Source organism: Larkinella sp. (assembly GCF_965227735.1).
GTDB lineage: Bacteria > Bacteroidota > Bacteroidia > Cytophagales > Spirosomataceae > Larkinella.
The window spans coordinates 4,422,013-4,442,457 of sequence record NZ_OZ245776.1; the positions used below are offsets into that span (position 1 = coordinate 4,422,013).

Below are 20,445 nucleotides of genomic sequence, written 5' to 3' on the forward strand. Positions count from 1 at the left end.
ATGACACACTACACCGAATCGGCAGCCTTGCTCGAACGGGCAAAAAAAGTGCTGGCCGGGGGCGTTTCGTCCGAGTTTCGCAAGTACAATCACCCCCACGCCATTTTTTATACGCACGGAAAAGGAAGCCGGATCTACGACGTAGACGGCAATGAATACCTGGATTTTACGCTGAGCCAGGGGCCGCTGCTGCTCGGGCATTCGCACCCGGAGGTGTTGCAGGCCATCCACGACTATTCCGAACAGGGCCAGCTTTTTGCCGGCCAGCACCACAAAGAAATTGAACTGGCCGAAAAACTGGCCGACCTGATTCCGTCCGCCGACCTCATGCGGTTTTGCCTGGACGGTTCCGAGGCCGTGCAAACCGCCTTTCGGGTGGCCCGCGCCAAAACCGGCAAAACCAAATTTCTGCGTTTTGAAGGGCATTACCACGGCTGGCTCGACAATGTCGCCTGGGGACTTTCCGCACCTTCGGTTGATGCACTGGGCGACCGGGAAGACCCGAACGTGTATCCCTGGAGCGCCGGTCTGGCCCCAAATTCCCGCGATGAATTCATCATCCTGCCCTGGAACGATCTGGAACTGGTTCGGAAAACCGTCGCGGAGCACCACCACGAACTGGCCGCCATCATTACCGAGCCGATTATGTGCAACAACGGCTGCATTTTGCCGCAGGACGGTTTTCTGCAAGGCCTCCGCGACCTCTGCGATCAGTACGGAATTGCCCTGATTTTCGATGAAGTCATTACCGGTTTTCGGGTTTCGCTCAAAGGCGCCCAGGATTATTTCGGCATCACGCCTGATCTGTCCATTTTTGCCAAGGCCATCGCCAGCGGTTATCCCATCAGCGCCATCGTTGGCAAACGTGAGTGGATGCAGTTGATCGAGGAAGCGAAAGTGATCCACGCGGGCACAATGAACGCCAGCAACCCGACCATTGCGGCTGCTCTGGCCACGATTCAGGTGCTGGAAAGAGACCAGCCGTATGAACGCATGTACCGGTTTGGTCAAAAGCTGATGACGGGCCTGGAACAGGCCGCAGCCGAAACGGGTCAGAACCTGCGTGTGCAGGGGCTCGGGCCGATGTTCCACGCCGGTTTTACCGACCAGCCATCCGCAACCGATTACCGGGGTACGCTGGCGTATAACCGGGTTAAACTTGCTAAATTCATTGCGGGTATGCACGATCGGGGCGTCCGGGTCATTGGCCGGGGGCTGTGGTACATCAGTGCGGCCCATACCGAAGAGGATATTGATCACGCCATAAAGACCGCCCGGGAAGTGCTGGGAAGTGAGGAACTGGGCTGGTAGCAATCCGAAAAAAAGAGAGCTGCTGCGCTTATTTCCTGCGTTTTAACACCAACGAATTATGGGTAACACATCACCTGAAAAAGAAGAGATCCTGGTGACGGGCTGGGGCAAACGGACAACGGGGATCATCGCCTGTTTGCGCCAGGCCGGCCACCCGGTTACGGTATATAGCACCCGCCCGATTGAAACGACCGACTGTGGCCCGGTTTCGCCGGCGCGGGTGGAAATCGATGCGTCGGACCGGCAGGTGAAGGAAATCCGGCACCTGGATAGTCCGTTGCCGGTCCATCTGGTCATTGCCGATACGGATGAGCATGAGGCTCAGAAAAAAGCACTGATCCGGCAACTGGAAGCGGTTCTTTCGCCGGATGCCCTGATTGCCATCAATACCGAAAGCATTCCGCTCAGCAGTCTCCAGCAGGACGCCCGTCATCCGGAACGGATCATCGGCGTGAACTGGACCGAACCCGCCGATACGACGTATTTTCTGGAAATCATTACCAACGAAAAAAACGACTCCAAGCGGGTCGATGCTTTTCATACGACGGCGAAATTGTTCTGGCAAAAAGACCCTTATGTGATTCAGAATGACACCGGTATTCGAACCCGGATGCTGTGCGCCATGATTCGGGAAGCGTTTTATCTGGTGGAAAACGGCTACGTTTCCATCGAGGATGTCGACCGCGCCTGCCGGAATGATCCGGGTTATTATTTACCCTTTTCGGGCAATTTTCGGTATATGGACCTCATGGGCACGTTCATTTACGGCGTCGTCATGCAGGATTTGTTTCCCGAATTGTCGAAGGCCCGTCACATTCCCCGGTTTTTTACCGAAACCGTGGAGCAGGGCGGTTTGGGCATGAGTACCGAAAAAGGACTCTACGCGTACGAACCCGGAGAGGTGGAACAATGGGACGAATCGTTTCGGGAGTTTAGTCTCCAGATTCAGGAGTTGATCAGCAAATACCCGTTCAATTATGCCGAAGTTCCGCAGCAGGCCAGCAAACAGACCGTGGTGGTATGACGAAGCGTCTGATTTTTGATGCCCACCTCGACCTGGCGATGAACGCCCTCGAATGGAACCGGGATCTGTCGCGCCCGCTGGTCGAAATCCGGCAGCGCGAAATGGGGATGAAGGACAAACCCGACCGGGGTAAAGGCACCGTCTGTTTGCCCGAACTCCGGAAAGGTGGTATCGGTCTGGTGGTGGCCACGCAATTGTCGCGGGTGACGCCCTACGGCAGTTCGCTGCCCGGCTGGCACTCGCCACAGCAAGCCTGGGCCATGACGCAGGCACAACTGGTCTGGTATCGCGAGATGGAAGCCCTCGGCGAGATGGTCCAGATCACCAACCTGGCGGAACTGGAAGCCCATCTGGCGTTGTGGAATAATACGGAACAACCGGACGAAGAAAAACCGATCGGGTATATTCTGAGTCTGGAAGGGGCTGATTCGCTGGTGGATGTGTCGTATTTGCACCGGGCTTATGACTACGGGTTGCGGGCGGTGGGACTGTCGCATTTCGGGCCGGGCCGCTACGCGCCGGGTACCAAAATGGAAGGGCCGCTAACGCCGTTGGGGCTGGAATTACTGGCCGAAATGGATAAACTCAACCTGATTCTGGACGTCACCCACCTCACCGACGAGGGGTTCCGGCAGGTGATGGATCGCTATCAGGGGCCGGTTTGGGCCAGTCACCACAACGTTCGGAAGATTGTTCCGAACCAGCGCCAACTGACGGACGAGCAGATTAAACAACTCATTGAACGGGACGCGGTGATTGGCGGAATGCTCGATTGCTGGGCGATGGACATCCGGTTTATCGATACGGTTTCGGACCCCTGGCAACTGGACATCCGGCTCGAAAACCTCGTCGATCACTGGGATCACATCTGTCAGATGGCCGGCAACAGCCGTCACGTGGCCATCGGGAGCGATCTGGACGGTATTTTCGGAACCGAACAGTCGCCCTGGGACATGAACTCGATTGCCGATCTGCGGAAATACGAGGACATTTTGGCCCGTCGGGGTTACCAACCCGCCGATATCGACAATATTTTTCACGGAAACTGGCTGCGGTTTTTACGCAAAGCCTGGAAATAAACTACCTCTACCCCCAACCCCCTGAAGGGGGCTTAAAAATGGCAGAGCTAAGCCCCCTTCAGGGGGTTGGGGGCAAAACCGAACGAAACGATGAACTTTCAGGCCGGAGCGGCTCAGGTAGATATTACGCCCCCGTTGGGAACATTGATCAACGGTGATTTTATCACCCATTACGCCCGCTATATCCACGACCCCTTGTATGCCAAGGCGTTGGTACTGCAACAGAACAACACGCTGGTGGCTCTGGTGATGGTCGACATCTGCGCCATGCCGAAGGATTTGTTGGACGAGGTCAAACAACTCATTCAGAATCAAACCGGTATTGCCCCCCAAAACGTTCTGATTGCCAGTACGCATACCCACGCGGCTGGCTCCGTCGCGAGTCTGTTGCTGGGAGCGGCCGATTTGCCCTATCGGCAAAAATTACCCGGTTTCCTTGTAGAAGCCGTCGTGGAAGCGACGCAGCAACTCCTTCCGGCCAAAGTCGGATTCGGGGCGGTGGAAGTGCCGGAACATGTGGTTTGCCGCCGGTTTTTCATGAAGGAAGGCTATGCCGCTAAAAATCCCGTCACGGGTGGACTTGATGGCGTGAAAACCAATCCGTTTGGCGATGAGCAGCAGATCGACCGGCGCGTGGTTCCCATCGATCCGCAAGTGGGTTTTCTGGCCGTGAAAGGGCTGGACGACCAATGGATCAGCGTCCTGGCGAATTACTCGCTGCATTACGTCGGCGATTGGGAAAACGGCACCATCACCGCTGACTATTTCGGGGTGTTTTCCGATGAACTGCGCCGTCAACTGGGAGCGGGTTCGGCGTTTGTCGGCATGATGAGCAACGGCACGAGCGGAGAAGCCAACATCTGGGATTTTCTGGACCCCGACCGCTATCCGAAAGACCATTTCGCTAAAAGTAATCTGATCGGCAAAGACATTGCCGCCCGGGTTGGCGAAGCATTGCAAACCGTTGACTGGCAGACGAATCCAACCATTTTTGCCCACTACGCCGAGGTTCCGACGGGCGTTCGTAAGCCGTCGGCCGTTGAACTGGAAACCGCCCGCAGTGTGGTGGCCGTATCGCAGTATGAAGCCATTCAACAGGTCGATGCCGATGCATTGCACCGGATTTATGCCCGCGAACAGGTGTTGCTGAATGACTATCCGGACACGATTCTGTTTCCGGTACAGGCCATCCAAATCGGTACCGGGCAGATCGGGGCTTTGGGCGGAGAGTTTTTTGCCGAAACCGGTTTACGGCTCAAGCAAAACCGGTCGGGCAGCCCTTATTTCACCATCACAATGGCCAATGGCTACGTGGGCTACGTGCCACCCGCTCATGAAATTCAGCGGGGTGGTTACGAAACCTGGCGGTGCCGGACCAGTTTTCTGGAGTTGAGCGCCGAGGAGCGCATTCGGACCAAACTGGTTGACTTGCTGGATAAAAAGGAGTTAGAGGCAGTAAACTACGAAGTATAACGATCAACTAACGGTTTAATTCGCATGGAAACAGGAAACGCGCAAGACCTGAAAGAAGCCTTTCGCCGGGACGGATACGTTTTTCTACCCGGTTTTTTATCCCCCGCCGAGGTGGGTGAACTCAACGAACAGGTTAAAAAATTTATCAGCGGGGAGGTTCCCGTTATGCCCAAAGAACTCGTCTTTTACGAAGACAGGAACGATCCGGCGACCTTGAAGCAGCTCATCGATATGCAGAAGTACAATGCCTATTTCGATGTGATGCTGAATAACAGTAAATTCAAGCAAATTGCCGAGTTTCTGCTCGACGATGCGGCTATTCCTAAAACCCTTGAATATTTCAATAAACCGCCCAAAATCGGCAAGCCGACGCCCCCGCACCAGGACAACTACTATTTCATGCTGAAACCGACCGAAGCGGTGACCATGTGGCTGGCGCTGGAGGACGTCGACGCGGAGAACGGTTGCGTTCGCTACGTGACCGGTTCGCACCGAAACGGCATTCGACCGCACGGACGGACCCAGACGCTCGGATTTTCGCAGGGCATCACGGATTTCTGGACCGAAGACGATCAGGCCAAAGCCGTCGCTTTTCCCGCCAAACCGGGTGATCTGCTGATTCACCATTCCATGACGATTCACTGGGCCGAAGCCAACCGCACCGAAAACCGCACCCGCAAAGCCATTGGGCTGATTTATTGGGCCGAATCGGCGAAGGAAGATGCGGAAGCGAAAGCGGCTTACCAGAAAAAATTGCACGCTGAAACCCTCTGAGATGAGCGATCCGGACACGCTTATTGGTCACGGCTCCCACCAGTATCAGGTTTTCCCGGACTGGGGCAAGCTGAATCCGGCGACGCATCCGGTGAAGGATTGCCACGAAATGGTGATTGACGCCAAAGGCCGGATTTTTATGCTGACCAATGAAACCCGCAACAACATCCTGATCTATGACCGGTCGGGAAAATTGCTGGATTCGTGGGGAACGGACTATCCGGGCGGCCACGGTTTGACATTAGTTAACGAAAACGGCGAAGAGTTTTTGTTGATTACGGACATTGATCGCCATCAGGTCATTAAAACGACGCTAACAGGTCAGGTTGTGATGACGCTGGATTATCCCCGGGAAATCAGTGCCTACACCTCCGCCGACCAGTTTCTGCCGACCCAAACCGCCGTTGGTCCGACCGGCGATCTGTATGTAACCGATGGCTACGGGTTGCAATACGTCATTCAGTACACCAGCCGGGGCGAATACGTCCGGCACTGGGGCGGGCGGGGCGACGAAAACGGGCAGTTCGACTGCGTACACGGAATTGCGCTCGACACCCGAAAACCGGATGAGCCGAGCCTGCTGATTACATCCCGGAATCACAATGTTCTGAAAAGATTCGCACTGGATGGGCACTACGTCAGCACGATTCCGCTGCCCGGCTCGTTTGTGTGCCGGCCGGTACTGCACAATCAGTATGTTTTTGCGGCTGTTTTTCGGTCTACCACCAACCGGACTATTGGCTCTGGTTACATCACGATTCTGGATGAAAACGATCGGGTGATCTCGACGCCGGGCGGCACCGAACCGATCTATGAAAGCGGTATCTTACAAACGCAATCGCAACACAGTCCGGTTTTTGTGCATCCGCACGACGTTTGCATCGACGCGGACGAGAATGTGTACGTTTGCCAGTGGAATGCCAACAACGTATATCCCATGCAATTAAAGCGGGTATAAAAATACCCCCAACCCCCTGAAGGGGGCTCAAAAAATCCGGATGTTTAAGCCCCCTTTAGGGGGTTGGGGGTAAACTCTAAAAACCGGAAAAACAGATTTTACCATGAAAATGCGCGAAAGCCGGGTATTGAAGAAGTTACGAGCTGGCGAAGTGGTCAGTTGTTTTAAAGTGAATTTTGGCGATGGTCAGGCGTCCGAACTGGTGGCCTTAACCGGTTTTGACTGCATCTGGATCGACCGCGAACACCAGGGACAGGATTGGTCGGTGGTGAGTTCGCACATCTGGGCGACCAAATCGCAAGATGCCGACATCATGGTTCGGGTGCCGCGCGGCAGCTACAGCGATTACGTCAAACCGCTGGAACTGGACGCCACCGGTATTCTGGTGCCGCACTGCATGGGACTGGAAGACGCGAAGAAAGTAGTTCAGATGACCCGGTTTCATCCCCTGGGCCTGCGGGCCATCGACGGCGGCAATGCCGACGGTGCCTACACCAACCTCGATTTTCACGAATACCTCCGGCAGGCCAACCAGCAGCGGTTTGTGGCGCTCCAGATCGAAGACCCCGAACCGCTCGACGAACTGGAGGAAATTGCCGCCCTCGACGGCGTGGACATGCTCTTTTTCGGCCCCGGCGATTTCAGTCAGGCCATTGGTGCGCCCGGCGAGTGGAACCACCCCCGACTCGTAGCGGCCCGCAAACGCGTCGCCGAAGTGTGTATCAAACACGGAAAATTTGCCGCCACCACCGGGCCTATCGACCGGCTGGAAGAGTTCGTGGCGATGGGCTACAAGTTCGTCAGCGTGGGTGCCGATGTCGTGGGCGTCAGTAACTATTGTCACGGTCTGGTCAATCGCTTCAACAAAGAAACAGCACCGGCTCAATCGGCTCAGGGAGGGTATAAATAATGAAAAAAAGGGAACTGGGAAAAACCGGTATTGCGGTTTCGGAGCTGGCTTTCGGTGGGGTTGAAATCGGATTGCCCTACGGCATTGGCGTCAAAAGCGCGGCCGATATGCTGTCGGAAGATGAATCGATTCGTCTGCTGCACGAAGCCACGGAATCGGGCGTCAATTTTTTCGATACGGCCCGGCTGTACGGCGCGAGTGAAACCATCATGGGCAAAGCCTTTCGGGATCGACGCGAACAGGTTATCATCGGAACCAAATGCCGCCAGTTGCGCGATGGAAACGGTGCGTTACCGAACGGTTCTGATTTAAAAAAGCTCATCAAAACCTCACTGCTGGAGAGCCTGACGGCTTTGCAGACGGATTACGTGGACATTTTCATGCTCCACCAGGCCGATCTGGGCATTTTGGAGAATGACGAAATTCCGCAAATTTTTGCCGAGTTAAGAGCAGAGGGTATGATTCGGAGCACGGGCGTCTCGACTTATTCCGTTGAAGAAACGCAGAAAGCCATCGAAACCGGCGTGTGGAACGTCATTCAACTGCCGTTCAACCTGATGGACCAGCGACAGGCGGCTTTGTTTCCGGCTGCGGCTGAGAAGGGCGTCGGTATCGTCGTTCGGTCGGTTTTGATGAAAGGCTTGCTGACCAGCAAAGGCCAGCACCTGCACCCGGCTCTGGCCGATGTCGAAAACCACCTTCGCCGGTTTGATGAGCTGGTGGCTACCGGTTTTCCGGATTTGTCGACCCTGGCCGTTCGGTTCGTGGCGACTTTCCCCGAAGTATCTTCCCTGTTGGTAGGCATCGACAAATCGGACTATCTGCACCAGTCGCTGGCGGCTGTGAACGGTTCTTATCTGGATACTGAAAATCTGGTTCGGGCGAAAGATCTGGCTTATCCCGACCCCACTTTTCTCAACCTGCCCCACTGGGACCGGATGGGCTGGTTAAACTAACGGCAACAACCTCATGCATATCAACGATTTATTCAATTTAACCGGCAAAGTGAGTCTGGTAACGGGTGGCGCGGGCAACTACGGAAAGTGCATCGTGGAAGGGCTGGCGGAAGCGGGCTCAACGGTGATCACGGCTTCCCGAAACCTGGCCGCCGGGCAGGACGTGGCCAACCAGTTTCAGGCCCGTGGGCTGCACGTGTTTGCCCTGCCGGTCGATCAGGGCGATCCGGATTCGGTTCAAAACCTGAAAACCCAAATTCAATTGCAGTTTGGCAAGCTGGATGTGTTCGTCAACAATGCGGTTTCGCGGCCCATGAAGGGCTACGATGCGCCCCTCTCGGATTTTGCGGAATCGATGCGGGTCAATGCCACCGGTTCGATGGACATTCTGCGCGAAATGGCTGACCTGATCGTGCAGGCGGGTGGTGGCAGCATCATCAACATCGGCTCAATGATGGGCATGTTCGGCCCGGATTTATCCAATTACGAAGGTACCACGATGGGCAATCCGCCCCCTGATTATTTCTTCCACAATGCGGGTTTACTCAACCTGACGAAATACATGGCGCAGATTCTGGCGGGGAAAAACGTGCGCGTCAACTGCGTCAGTCCGGGTGGTTTGTTCAATCACCAACCCGAACGGTTTCTGGAGAATTACACCAAAAAAGTCCCCCTGCGACGCATGGCGAACCAGGACGACATCAAGGGCCTGATCGTGCTGCTGGCTTCCCAGGCGGGGGCCTACATCAACGGCGAAAACATTCTGATGGACGGCGGTTTGAACGCCTAATGCCGCCATTTGACGTATTTCCCCTTGCTCAGTACCTCCGCCCACCGATGGTAACCCGCCAGCGTCAGGTGGACGCCGTCCCAGGAATATTCTTTTTTGAGCTTCCCGGTTTCGTCCACAAAATGCGGGTGGAGGTCGATCACTTCAAAGCCTTCTGTTCGGGCCATCTCTTTCAGGGCCGCATTCAACGTCTGGATGTGGCCCTCTTTGTTATAGTGGCTCTTGAGTTTCTGAAACGAATCGTTGGTCGGCAGCAGCGTCTGAAAGTAAATCCGGGTGTTCGGCGTACCGGTTTTCAACCGTCGGGCCATTCGCCGGTAGTTTTGCAGAATGACGGCGTCGGGGATGTTTCGCGCCAGATCGTTGATGCCAATCAGGATAAAAACCTTTGCCGGTTTTCCCTGAATCACTTCATCGAGTCGTTCCAGCACGCCGAAGGTGATGTCGCCCGGAATACCCCGGTTTTTGTAACGCGTATCGCCCAGCAAATCGCTCCAGTCGGCCCAGAATGTCAGGCTGTTGCCCAGAAAAACCACGTCTTTGCGGGAATGCGGCAGCGACCGGAACAGATCGACCCGGGCCTTATAAATGTCGGGCCGAACGGTGCTATCCCAGTGGATTTCCTGCGCAAAAACCGACCAATTCCCAACCCACAGAAAGGCGATGAACGCTGCGGTTTTTATCATAACCATATATATTTTACCAATAGGAGTCCGTTACGCGGCCAGTCATCGCATTGTTTAACAGCCCACGGTTGAAACCGTGGGCTGGTTTTTTCTTGATCCGGTTCTGCGGCCTTTTCGGCTTCGTCCGTTCGGTCAATTCCCCGCCAATTGCGAAACTGTCAACTCATTCAGCAACGGTTTGCCCTGTTGAAACCGCTCGACATTTTGCAGAAAAATCGACGAAACCCGCTCCAGAAACCGGGGGCTCAGGCTGGAACCCGAAATGTGGGGCGTCAGGATGACTTTCGGGAAGTGCCAGAGCGGATGTTCCGGTGGCATCGGATAGTGGTAGTGCGTGTCGAGGGCCGCCCCCGCAATCCAGCCTTCCGCCAGGGCTTTGATCAAGGCGGCTTCCTGAATCAACGGACCCCGCGCCGGGTTCAGCAAAAAAGCCGTGGGTTTTAGCTGCCGCAATTCGGATTCGCCCAGGATTCCCGTGGTGGTTCCCGTTTGCGGAATCGCCATCACCAGAAAATCCAGACTCTGTAAAAACGCTTCTTTTTCGGAACTGTAAAACACGCGGTCGGGCAAATTGCCTTCGGGATCACCGGTTCCGGGGACGTTGTAAACCGCATCCCGCGGCTGGATCGGTTGCCGAACCAGCACATGAACCGTCATGCCCAGCGCTTTGGCCAGCCGGGCGGTTTCGCGGCCAATCCCGCCGTAACCCCAGATGCCGACCACCGAACCGCGAATTTCGTTCTGAAACCGGGCCGACCGATTCCAGATCTGACCCTCCTGATTCCGAACCAGACCGCGCAGGTCGCGGGCCAGATTGATCATCATGGCGATGTTCCATTCCGCAATCGGCACGTCGAAAACGCCCAATGAGTTACAGGCCCGGACGCCCCGTTCCACCAGATTTTTGCCAAACAACTGACTGTACCCCGCCGAACTGATCTGCACCAGTTTCAGGCGTTTCATTTCTTCGTGATTCTCTGGCAGAAACGTGCAGAACAGGACATCGCAATCCTGAATCTGGTCGATCGGCAACGGGCGCGCTTTTTCTTCCGGCTGTTCTACAACCGCGACCGAAACGTCCGGAAGGTGCTGCAACGAACGGAGAACCGGTTCATACACCGGCATATCAATCAAGACTTTCAGCATGGTTTTCAGGTCGTCAGGATTTTGCCGGGAACGCTGTTGAATTCACCGCTGCCGGGAATAAACGGAAACCGGCGAATCGTCGCTTCACTCAGTTCAATACCCAAACCCGGTTTTTCGGGACGAACTACGTAGCCATTTTTCATTTGTAAACTGTCGCCGATGACTTCGCTGTGCAGCGGGCCGTAGGCCGGGGCGACTTCCAGAATCACCGTGTTCGGGCAGGCAAAACCGCAATGAATATTCTGCATCTGCGAACCGCCCGCACCCCAGGCATGGGGCGCAATTTTCTGTCCGCGCTGGGCCAGACGGGAGGCCACCTGCATGAACTGATCCAGACCGGCGGTAAAGGAGGCATCCGGCTGGCCGATTCCGAAGCTGTCCTGCTCGATAAACGTCTGCCATTCGCAAACTGCTGTCAGGCATTCGCCCCCGGCAATGATCGTTTGGGTGTTTCGGCGCAGTTCGGCGTAGAGGTCGGGGCGGGTATAGTGCAGCGGTTCTTCCAGACAGAAAAGACTGTACGGTTCCAGCGCCCGGGCGACCGCCGTGGCGGTTTCGAGTCCCCAGGTCAGCGTCGGGCTGTTGCCCATGTGGGCATCAAACAATAGCCAGAGGTCGTTGCCAAACTGCTGACGGACATACGCGGCTTTCGTCGCTTCCAGATCAGCCGCTTCCGTGGGGTCGATGGAAATTTGAAAACCGCCCTCTTTCCAATACGCCCCGGCTCCGATTTTAACGCCCCGAAATCCCAGCGATTGGTAAAAGGCCACTTTATCGCCCAGTTTTTCCAGTGGATAGTTACTCGGGCCACCCGTCGCATAGCAGGGAAGTTGATCCCGGGCGGCAAATGGGTTTTCTGCGGTTTGTGGAAAACCGCCCTTCCAGGCTTCGCCCAGTAGTTTGTAAACCGGAACGCCCATCAATTTCCCTTTCAAATCCCACAAAGCGGCTTCGATTCCGGCCAGCACAATGGCGCCCAGGCCGACGCGGCACCAGAAATTACCGCACTGGTACATCCGTTGCCACAATTCCGGAATATCCTCGACGGTATTGCCGATCAAAACCGGTTTAAAAAATTCCACGATGGCAGGGACGCCTTCCGGGAAAAAATACCCGGCGTAGGTTTCGCCCAAACCGGTCAGCCCAGCGTCGGTTTCGATGCGAATAAAAGCCGCACTGCGCAGTTGACGCGCTTCGGAAAGATAGGGGTCGTTCGTGCAGGGACCCGTCAGCAGGATGGTTTCGACGTTGGTAATTTTCATTAGTTGCTTCGGTGACTTCTTTAAGAAACCGCTTAATTAGTTGCCCCAAAGCGTCGGGTCGGCCACTAAAGGCGGTTTTTAACAATTCGAGTACTTTTAGCCCCTTCAGAGCTAATCTTGCAGGGATCTTGCAAATTTACCCCGGAGGGGTCTTCTGTTAATAGTCAAGTGTTCCAACACGTTGTTCCAGCCCCGGCAGGGGCGTCCTCAATCAAAGTCACACTTTAGGACGCCCCTGCCGGGGCTGGACGAATTGCAATTATTGTGGTCCTATTAACCGTGAACTCCTCTGGAGTTACTTTTTACCAATCATTTTCATTACATATAATTCCGTGCAATAGTAGCCTTTCGGGACCGGGCCGATGCTTCGGTTGGGGCAACTTTCAAACCGCTTTGGATTGAACGGCGATTTCAAGAGCCGCCACCGTAATGGGTTCTTTGCTTTGGTTTTCAACGACAATTTTGTTCCAGCCGTCGGTGATGAGCGAAACCGGAAACCGGTAGGTGTAGCCCACGTGATCTTTGGTCAAATGCGTCAGCGAGCCGCAGGGGCGGAGCAGTTTGTCGGTCGATTCGTTCTGGAGATTCGGCCAGCAACCGTTGACCGAAACCGGCATATACATCGGTTTTTCACCGGCTTTCAGCACCACCTGCACCACCAGTTCCAGATTCTGGTCGGCGGGTTCGGCGCTCATCGCCAGTTGGAACGAACGTTGTGCAAAAGGGCCGATGCTGGCGGGCAACTGGGCGGGAAGCTCAAACGGGGTTGGATTGAAAAATGCCCCGGCAGTGCTGAAACAATAGTGTTTGGGTTTTCCCCGCAGGAAATCACGCTTGTCGATGTCGCGCAAGGCCGTGTAATCGGACCGAATGCCCGGAATTAGCGGTTGATCGGTACAGAAAAAGTTGAACCATTCGATGCCCTGCGCGCCCATCGCCAGTTTCCCGGCCGCATTGGCCCGCACAATTTCCGGACTGGCGCTAATGTACCGCATCCGCTCTTTGACCGTTCCCGACTCGTTCTGCGTAGGCAGGCTGTTGGCACCGTCGTCCACAGAACCGTAGATGGTCACGCGGTCGCCCAGGCGTTTCCGGAATTCGTCGTGCGGCATGTCCCAGGTCGTGGCCCAGAAACCCGCCGGAATGACGAAATCGAGGGTGCCTTCCTGACACAACGTGACCACATCCACGCCAATGGCTTTCAGTTGATCGAGTGCCCCCGGAATGCGCATTCCGAACGGATACGGTTTTCCGGTTTTCTTCGCCTGACGCTGCGTGAGCGCGCGAATCTGGCGAAACCAGTCGTTCATCATCGCGATGGTTTCGGGCGAGGCACCGGGTTCGCAGCAGAGCGGTTGCCGCCACCAGTCCAGTTCCAGACCTTCATAATCGTAATCTTCCACCACTTCCCGAATCTGCTCGAACATCAGGGCGCGCACTTCCGGTTTTTCGTAATTCAAACCAATCCGGTCCTGCGCATTCTGCAGCCCGTATGAAGCGTGTTTAAGCCGCATTTCTTCCTTTTTGAAGAGCGGTAGGTTGAAAAAGCTGCCTTCCGGGTTCCGGCTGCCGTGCATGTCGTTCATCCGGATGCTGACCCAGGGCGATATTTTCCGGCGTCGGCACGCTTTCGAGGTTTCGGCCAGCCAGTCCACGCCCGCATCGATCAGATCCTGGTAGCGGTTCATGAAGCGGGTGAAATTGTCGAGGAATTCTTCCACCGCTTCCGGCTCCGTAATGCCCTGACAGACGGCGTGACCCCGGAAATAGTCGCGGTCACCGCGTTTATAACCATCGAGAATGCTCGGAATCTTCTTACTGGGATACCAGGCCCGGTTGGCATTGGCGTTGATCACGAAGGTATCAATCCCGTTGTCGGCCAATAAATCTACGTAACGATGAATCGCTTTGGCTTTGAATGGCCCGCCCACCGCTACGGGTTTGGTACCCATTTTCCCGGTGCGGGGATTGGCCACGGTTTTCAGCGAATAGTCTTCGGGTTGCCAGAGTTCCGGATTGTAAAAATACACACAGGTATCACCGTTGAACAGGTTGCGGTGTTTGTCCAAAGCCGGTTTTTTGGGCGGTGTCGCCCGTTGCTCATCCGTTTCCGAAGTCGATCCATTGTCTGATGAATCTTCCAGCAGATTTGGCAAGACCGGAACGGCCGTGGCACTGATCAAACCCGCCCGCAGGAAGTCTCGCCGGGTTTTCATTTTTTCAGATTTCATGACAACGCGTTAAGGGAAAGTGGGGTGATTTACACCAGTGGGGTCACCGATATTGTACAAAAGTAACTTCTGCCGGTTGGCTATTCTCTTACTTTTAGGTGCAATTCTGATACTTTCTTTCAGGCAGAACGGCATTTGGGCGAAGACATCCTGCAACCCGCCGGGGTTTACCGGGGTATTCCTGCCGTTTCTCAAAAGTGGCAGGGATTGACTCATTTGTGACAGCGTTTTCGCGTCCAAAAGCGGACCTTTAATTCATCCAAAACGGACAACAAACCAAACTTCCTACGCCATGAAAACGATCCTCCACTCCCTGTTCGTTGCTTCTTCCCTGACGCTGGTGAGCGTTCCTTCTGCCCAGGCTGACCTCTACAAATCCGTCGCTCCCAAAGAGGTGACCGAGGTGGCTGCGCAGAATCGATTGAAAAATGATCTGACGTATTCGACGGCTGCCTATAAACATCCGAATAAAATAACCGCTGCCCGCCAATGGGAGCCGGAATCGGGGGTCGAATTTCGCATACGGAACCGCAAGGCGCAGGAAATTACCGGCTACCGGGAACACCAACGCCGGGGTGGTTTGGGCGATACGGCCATTGCGATCCCTTCAAAACCGGCTTTGGTAAACCGGAATTATAAGCCGCAGAATGGAATGGTTGATTAGTCGCAAAAATTACCGGGTAAAAACATCCTTTAAGGCTCTTAGCGCGGCATGATGCCCGCACATGCCGTGCACACCGCCCCCCGGTGGGGTCGACGATGAGCAGATGTACAGTCCTTTTGCAGAAGTCCGGTAGGGCGACCAGCGCAGCGCGGGCCGGGTGAAAAGCTGACCGATGTCGATGATGCCGCCGTTGATGTCGCCCCCGATGTAGTTGGGATTGTGCGCTTCCATCTGGGCGGGATTCATCGTGTGCCGGGCCAGAATCCGGTCGCGGAAACCGGGTGCAAACCGTTCGATCTGGTCTTCGATGGCGTTGGTCATGTCCACCGTCGACCCGTTGGGAATGTGGCAATAGGCCCAGGCGGTGTGCTTCCCCGCTGGTGCCCGCGTCGCATCAAACAGGCTTTGCTGGGCGAGCAGAACATACGGTTTTTCGGGATGCTGGCCTTTCGAAGCCCGTAATTCCGAGTCGGCAATTTCTTCCAGCGTATTGCCCAGGTGAACCGTACCGGCCTGCCGACAGCTTTCTGCGGTGAACGGAATCGGGCCGTCCAGCGCCCAATCGACCTTGAAAACGCCCATGCCGTAGCGGTATCGGTTCAGTTGCCAGCGATACAGCGGTGAAAACCGGTGTCCGGCAATTTGGAGGAGCTGTTTGGGGGTGATGTCGAACAGAACCGCTTTCGAAGAGGGCAGTTGCGCCAGCGAAGAAACGTAAAAATTCGTTTCGATTTTGCCGCCCAGCGCGGTAAAGTAAGCGGCTAACGCCCGGGCAATCTGCTGCGAACCGCCTTTGGGCAATGGCCAGCCCCGCACGTGGGCCGCCGTCATCAGCACGACGGCAATGGCCGAGGTCGTAAAATTGGACAATGGTTGAATCGAATGGGCGGCCATGCCCGCCAGCAAGCCTTTGGCCTGTTGCGTCTCGAATAATTTCGCCAGCCAGGTCACCGGTGGCAGGGCTTTCAGGCCGAATTGGGCAAAATCGAGCGGGTGTTTAGGAAAGGTCAAAGGACCCAATACGTCGAAGTCGATGCGCGGCCATTGTTCGATCAGCGGTTTGAACAGATTGCGATACGCTTTTTCGTCCGGCCCCAGCGAACGGGCGGTTTCTTCCACCGATCGGGTCAAAATAGCCGCTGTGCCATCGTCGAACGGATGGGCTGCGGCCACTGGCGGCTCGATGTATTCCAGACCATATGTGTCGAGGGGTAGCGTCCGGAAAAACGGCGAGTTGATTGCCAGCGGGTGAATGGCCGAACAGGTGTCGTGCATAAAACCGGGCAGCGTCAGTTCTGCCGACCGCAGTCCGCCCCCGATTTCGGGTTTGCCTTCCAGCACCAGCACCGAAAGCCCGGCCTGCTGCAAGGTGATGGCGGCTGCCAGCCCATTCGGACCTGAACCCACAACGACGGCGTCAAAATCAGTTTTATGCATGACGTGAAAAAAGGATTGTTACGCAGAGTCAATCGGAGGAAACCAGAGTTAATCAGAGTTTTTTCTTTCTTTTTTCTCTGATTAACTCTGCGTAACCATTTAAACTTTCCGGCCGGAACAGCACCTGCCCGTTGGGTTTAACTTCCCAGGCCGTGATAGGGTTCAATTGATAACCGCTATCTGTAGGGAATACAATTGCATGAATTGAACAATATCTTTAATTTATCGAATTTGTCGACGGTTTAGCTTTGATTTTGACGCTGATAAATCCTTTCTTTGCTACTCTATTAAATAAATAGAGCAAGAAGAAAATAATTCGACTCCTTTCATTGGACTGTCACCATGAAAACGTTTACTCACCTGAACAAACATTCCCACTTGACACGCACACTGTCTAAAGGGTGTTGCTTGTCCTGTTTGCCAACAGCCTTTTCTTCCTGCTGTTGTTGCTGTCTGTAATCTTCTCTCGTTCATTTCATTGTTTTCATCATAAGTCAGCATGCTCCTGGTTCACCCGGTGTGTTCTGAATTGATTCTATTATTATAGTATTTCTATAGGATTACTAGTTAAATTTTTGTTTTACAAGGTTACCAATTAGTCACCATGAGACATTTTTATGTGTTTGATTATGAGAGGATTCTGCTCCGGTGGGTCTTTTCGGTTTTTCTACTTTTGACCACATTGGTTGGGTATTCGCAAGGTCCGGTTAAAGGGCAGGTTATTTCTGAGGACGACCGCCAGGGTATTCCGGGGATCAATGTACTCGTCAAAAACACGACCCAGGGCACCGTCACCGACGCGGCTGGAAACTTCCAGATTCAGGCGTCTCCGAATGCCGTGCTGGTTTTTTCGGGTGTCGGTTTTATTCGCCAGGAAGTGCCGGTCAACGGCAAGAGCCAGTTGGACGTGAAACTGGTGGTGGATAACCGGCAACTGAATGAGGTGGTCGTCGTTGGCTACGGCACGCAGAAAAAGAGCGATTTGACTGGCGCGGTGAGTTCGCTGGATTCAAAAGAATTCAACAAAGGAGTGCAAACGTCAGTGGATCAGTTGATTGCCGGGCGGGCCGCCGGGGTGCAGATTACGCAGGCCAGCGCCGAACCCGGTGGGGGCGTCACCATCCGCATCCGGGGGGCCAACTCCATCAACGCCAACAACGAGCCGCTGTATGTGATCGACGGGTTGCCCATCGACAACTCGCCGGTGGTACCTAACTCGCCGGTTATTACGGACGGAGCGGTTCGCAACCCGCTCAATGCGCTCAATCCCGCTGACATCGAGTCGATCGAGATTCTGAAAGATGCGTCGGCCACGGCCATTTACGGATCGCGGGGTGCCAACGGCGTCATTCTGGTGACGACCAAAAAAGGGACAAAAGGCAAGCTGAAGGTCAATTACAATGCCTACACCGCTTTTCAGAACATGACCAAAACGATTCCGATGCTGAGCACGCAGCAGTACATCAGTTTGCTGAACGATCTGAAAAAGGACCAGGGACTGGCGCCGGAATTTACGAGTGAACAAATCGCGGCCATTGGTAACGGAACCAACTGGCAGAAGGAAATTTACCGGCCGGGCTACACGCGCAACCACCAGTTGGCCTTTTCGGGCGGGCAGGATAAATTCAACTACTACGCGTCGGTCAATTATTACGATCAGAAGGGCGTCATCATCAGTTCGGGGATTAAAAAATACATTGGCCGGGCCAATCTGACCTACAACGACGATCGGTTCAAGTTTGGGCTGAATCTGAATTCGAGTCTGGTAAAAGACGATTTTGTACCGAACGGCGTCAGCATCAACGAAGGAGCCGGGGTGGTCAATACCGCTATTTTTCAGGACCCGACCCTGCCGATCAGAGACGCGAATGGCAATTATGCCCAGACGCTGATCGTGAACCTCGAAAACCCGGTGGCACTGGCCAACGAAGTGACGGATGTGGCCGAAACGAACCGCACGTTCGGGAATATTTTTGCCGAATACTTCATTTTGCCCGAACTATCGGTGAAAGTCAATGCCGGAACAGATCGTCAGAGTGCCCGTCGGGATAGCTACCTTTCCCGCCAGACCCGTCGCGGCCAGGCCACCAACGGGATTGCCGACGCGCAATCCAGCAACGCCAGCAATTACCTGCTCGAATTGACCGCCCGGTATAGCAAAACGTTCAGCGACATTCACAAAGTCGAAGTGTTGGGCGGTTATACCTACCAGCAGTTTGAGAACAATTATATCGGAGCCGGTTCGCAGAATTTCTCGTCGGATGCATTGTTGTTCAATAATTTAGCGGCCGGTGCCCGCTCAACCTTCGATGTGGCTTCGGGCCGGAATCAGAACCAGTTGCAGTCGTATCTGGGTCGGGTTAATTACAATTTGCTGGATAAATATTTGCTGACGGCTTCGTTCCGGGCCGACGGTTCGTCGCGGTTTGGCGAGAACAACAAGTTCGGTTTTTTTCCCTCTGTGGCGCTCGGCTGGCGGATTAAGGAAGAGGATTTCCTGAAAAGCGTGACGGTTTTGTCGGATCTGAAACTGCGCGGGAGCTACGGATTAACGGGAAATCAGGACATCGGGAGTTACAAATCCCTTGTGTTGCTGGGGCCGCAGGGGAACGCCATTTTCGACGGCGTTTCGTACGTCGGCGTCTCGACGACCCAATTGCCCAACGCCAATTTGAAGTGGGAAACTACCGGTCAGCTCGACATTGGTCTTGATTTCGGTCTGTTCGGAAACCGTCTGACGGGTTCGATCGATTATTTCAATAAAAACACGAAAGACCTGCTTTTGCAGCTTCCCGTTCCGCGCACGACCGGTTTTTCGACCACCTTCAAAAACGTGGGCGGTATGAAAAACCAGGGGCTGGAAATCACGCTGAATACCGTCAATATTCAAAAACCGTTCACCTGGCGGTCGTCGGTCAACTTCTCGCTGATTCGCAACGAAGTGACTGATCTGGCGGGGCTTCCCTACATTCTGCAAGGCGAAGCCGGTTTCTCCAAAGACTTCAGCATCATCCGCAAAGGCGAACCACTGAATTCCTTTTTCGGCTACGTCATCGACGGCGTTTATCAACTGGGCGACAACATCAAATCGTCTCCGCAGCCGCTGGCCAGCCCCGGCGATTACCGCTACCGGGACGTCAACGGCGACGGACAGATTACGACCGCCGACCGCACGATTCTGGGCTCGCCGTTCCCGAACTACACCTTTGGGATCAACAACGATTTCGCCTACGGTCCGTTGACGTTCTCGTTCTTTTTGCAGGGCGTGCAGGGCAGCAGCGTTTTCAACCTGAACCGCACCGAATCCGAAAATCCGATTTCGTTCCGGCGCAACCGCCTGGCCGAATCCTACACCGACCGCTGGACGCCCACGAACCCAACCAACGCCAACCCGTCCGGGATTGCGCCGAAGGTGGCGTATGCGACCAACATCAACAGCCGGGCCGTGGAAGATGCTTCGTTCATTCGTCTGAAAACCATTCAGTTGGCGTATAATCTGCCGCTGGCAAAACTGAATTTCATCCGGAGTGCCCAGCTTTATGTGACCGGTCAGAACCTGCTTACGATCACAAACTACACCGGTTCTGATCCCGAAGTGAGCGCGTTCGGTACGTCGAATGTCCGGGCGGATTACAATTCGTATCCGCTAACGCGAACGTATACCGTGGGTCTGAATCTTAATTTTTAATCCGTTTTGCCCCTAAATCCCCTGAAGGGGACTTGGACGATGACATTCCAGATTTA

18 protein-coding genes are annotated in these 20,445 nt (G+C 54.7%); 11 read left to right on the top strand and 7 right to left on the bottom strand.

Annotation, left to right across the window (positions count from 1 at the left end; genetic code table 11):
* From ACO064_RS17355 to ACO064_RS17395, 9 genes are all read left to right on the top strand, one after another.
* A complete protein-coding gene (locus ACO064_RS17355; protein ID WP_421828513.1) occupies positions 1 to 1,311 on the top strand; it encodes an aspartate aminotransferase family protein in 1,311 nt (436 codons plus the stop codon).
* 58 nt (positions 1,312 to 1,369) lie between these two features.
* A complete protein-coding gene (locus tag ACO064_RS17360) occupies positions 1,370 to 2,335 on the top strand; it encodes a 3-hydroxyacyl-CoA dehydrogenase family protein (RefSeq protein WP_421828514.1) in 966 nt (321 codons plus the stop codon).
* Positions 2,332 to 3,414 carry a dipeptidase gene (locus ACO064_RS17365; protein ID WP_421828515.1) on the top strand — a complete coding sequence of 361 codons (1,083 nt, stop codon included), beginning with the start codon at positions 2,332 to 2,334 and terminating at the stop codon, positions 3,412 to 3,414. The genes ACO064_RS17360 and ACO064_RS17365 overlap by 4 nt, the downstream gene beginning before the upstream one ends.
* Before the next feature lie 90 nt (positions 3,415 to 3,504).
* Positions 3,505 to 4,887 (top strand): neutral/alkaline non-lysosomal ceramidase N-terminal domain-containing protein, encoded by a 1,383-nt coding sequence (locus tag ACO064_RS17370; RefSeq protein ID WP_421828516.1) that lies wholly within the window; start codon positions 3,505 to 3,507, stop codon positions 4,885 to 4,887.
* Positions 4,888 to 4,911: 24 nt separating this feature from the next.
* On the top strand, positions 4,912 to 5,661 hold the full coding sequence (locus tag ACO064_RS17375; RefSeq protein ID WP_421828517.1) for a phytanoyl-CoA dioxygenase family protein: 750 nt from the start codon (positions 4,912 to 4,914) through the stop codon (positions 5,659 to 5,661).
* A 1-nt stretch (position 5,662) separates the two neighbouring features.
* A complete protein-coding gene (locus ACO064_RS17380) occupies positions 5,663 to 6,619 on the top strand; it encodes a 6-bladed beta-propeller (protein WP_421828518.1) in 957 nt (318 codons plus the stop codon).
* Positions 6,620 to 6,722: 103 nt separating this feature from the next.
* Positions 6,723 to 7,529: an HpcH/HpaI aldolase family protein gene (locus ACO064_RS17385; RefSeq protein ID WP_421828519.1), complete on the top strand. Its 807-nt coding sequence runs from the start codon at positions 6,723 to 6,725 to the stop codon at positions 7,527 to 7,529.
* Complete coding sequence (locus tag ACO064_RS17390; protein WP_421828520.1) at positions 7,529 to 8,485, top strand: aldo/keto reductase; 957 nt, start codon at positions 7,529 to 7,531, stop codon at positions 8,483 to 8,485. The genes ACO064_RS17385 and ACO064_RS17390 overlap by 1 nt, the downstream gene beginning before the upstream one ends.
* A gap of 13 nt (positions 8,486 to 8,498) precedes the next feature.
* On the top strand, positions 8,499 to 9,275 hold the full coding sequence (locus tag ACO064_RS17395) for an SDR family oxidoreductase (protein WP_421828521.1): 777 nt from the start codon (positions 8,499 to 8,501) through the stop codon (positions 9,273 to 9,275).
* Here ACO064_RS17395 and ACO064_RS17400 read toward each other — a convergent pair.
* The 5 genes from ACO064_RS17400 to ACO064_RS17420 all read right to left on the bottom strand — a co-directional run bounded on the left by ACO064_RS17400 (position 9,272) and on the right by ACO064_RS17420 (position 14,816).
* Entirely contained in the window at positions 9,272 to 9,961 is a 690-nt protein-coding gene (locus ACO064_RS17400; protein WP_421828522.1) for a GDSL-type esterase/lipase family protein, read from the bottom strand. The two genes, ACO064_RS17395 and ACO064_RS17400, sit on opposite strands and share 4 nt — an antisense overlap.
* A 132-nt stretch (positions 9,962 to 10,093) precedes the next feature.
* Positions 10,094 to 11,107, bottom strand: a complete 1,014-nt coding sequence (locus ACO064_RS17405; protein ID WP_421828523.1) for a D-2-hydroxyacid dehydrogenase — start codon at positions 11,105 to 11,107, stop codon at positions 10,094 to 10,096.
* A gap of 5 nt (positions 11,108 to 11,112) precedes the next feature.
* Complete coding sequence (locus ACO064_RS17410) at positions 11,113 to 12,369, bottom strand: mandelate racemase/muconate lactonizing enzyme family protein (RefSeq protein WP_421828524.1); 1,257 nt, start codon at positions 12,367 to 12,369, stop codon at positions 11,113 to 11,115.
* Between the two features lie 383 nt (positions 12,370 to 12,752).
* Entirely contained in the window at positions 12,753 to 14,600 is a 1,848-nt protein-coding gene (locus ACO064_RS17415) for a hypothetical protein (protein WP_421828525.1), read from the bottom strand.
* A 9-nt stretch (positions 14,601 to 14,609) separates the two neighbouring features.
* Positions 14,610 to 14,816, bottom strand: a complete 207-nt coding sequence (locus tag ACO064_RS17420; protein ID WP_421828526.1) for a hypothetical protein — start codon at positions 14,814 to 14,816, stop codon at positions 14,610 to 14,612.
* A gap of 76 nt (positions 14,817 to 14,892) precedes the next feature.
* Here ACO064_RS17420 and ACO064_RS17425 point away from each other — a divergent pair, with 76 nt between their 5' ends.
* A complete protein-coding gene (locus ACO064_RS17425; RefSeq protein ID WP_421828527.1) occupies positions 14,893 to 15,264 on the top strand; it encodes a hypothetical protein in 372 nt (123 codons plus the stop codon).
* Between the two features lie 9 nt (positions 15,265 to 15,273).
* Here the strand turns inward: ACO064_RS17425 and ACO064_RS17430 are convergent, their stop codons facing one another.
* Entirely contained in the window at positions 15,274 to 16,701 is a 1,428-nt protein-coding gene (locus ACO064_RS17430; RefSeq protein WP_421828528.1) for a phytoene desaturase family protein, read from the bottom strand.
* Between the two features lie 279 nt (positions 16,702 to 16,980).
* Entirely contained in the window at positions 16,981 to 17,202 is a 222-nt protein-coding gene (locus ACO064_RS17435) for a hypothetical protein (RefSeq protein WP_421828529.1), read from the bottom strand.
* A 103-nt stretch (positions 17,203 to 17,305) separates the two neighbouring features.
* Between ACO064_RS17435 and ACO064_RS17440 the strand changes: the two genes are divergently transcribed.
* A complete protein-coding gene (locus ACO064_RS17440; RefSeq protein ID WP_421828530.1) occupies positions 17,306 to 20,389 on the top strand; it encodes a SusC/RagA family TonB-linked outer membrane protein in 3,084 nt (1,027 codons plus the stop codon).
* The last annotated feature ends 56 nt before the right edge of the window (positions 20,390 to 20,445 follow it).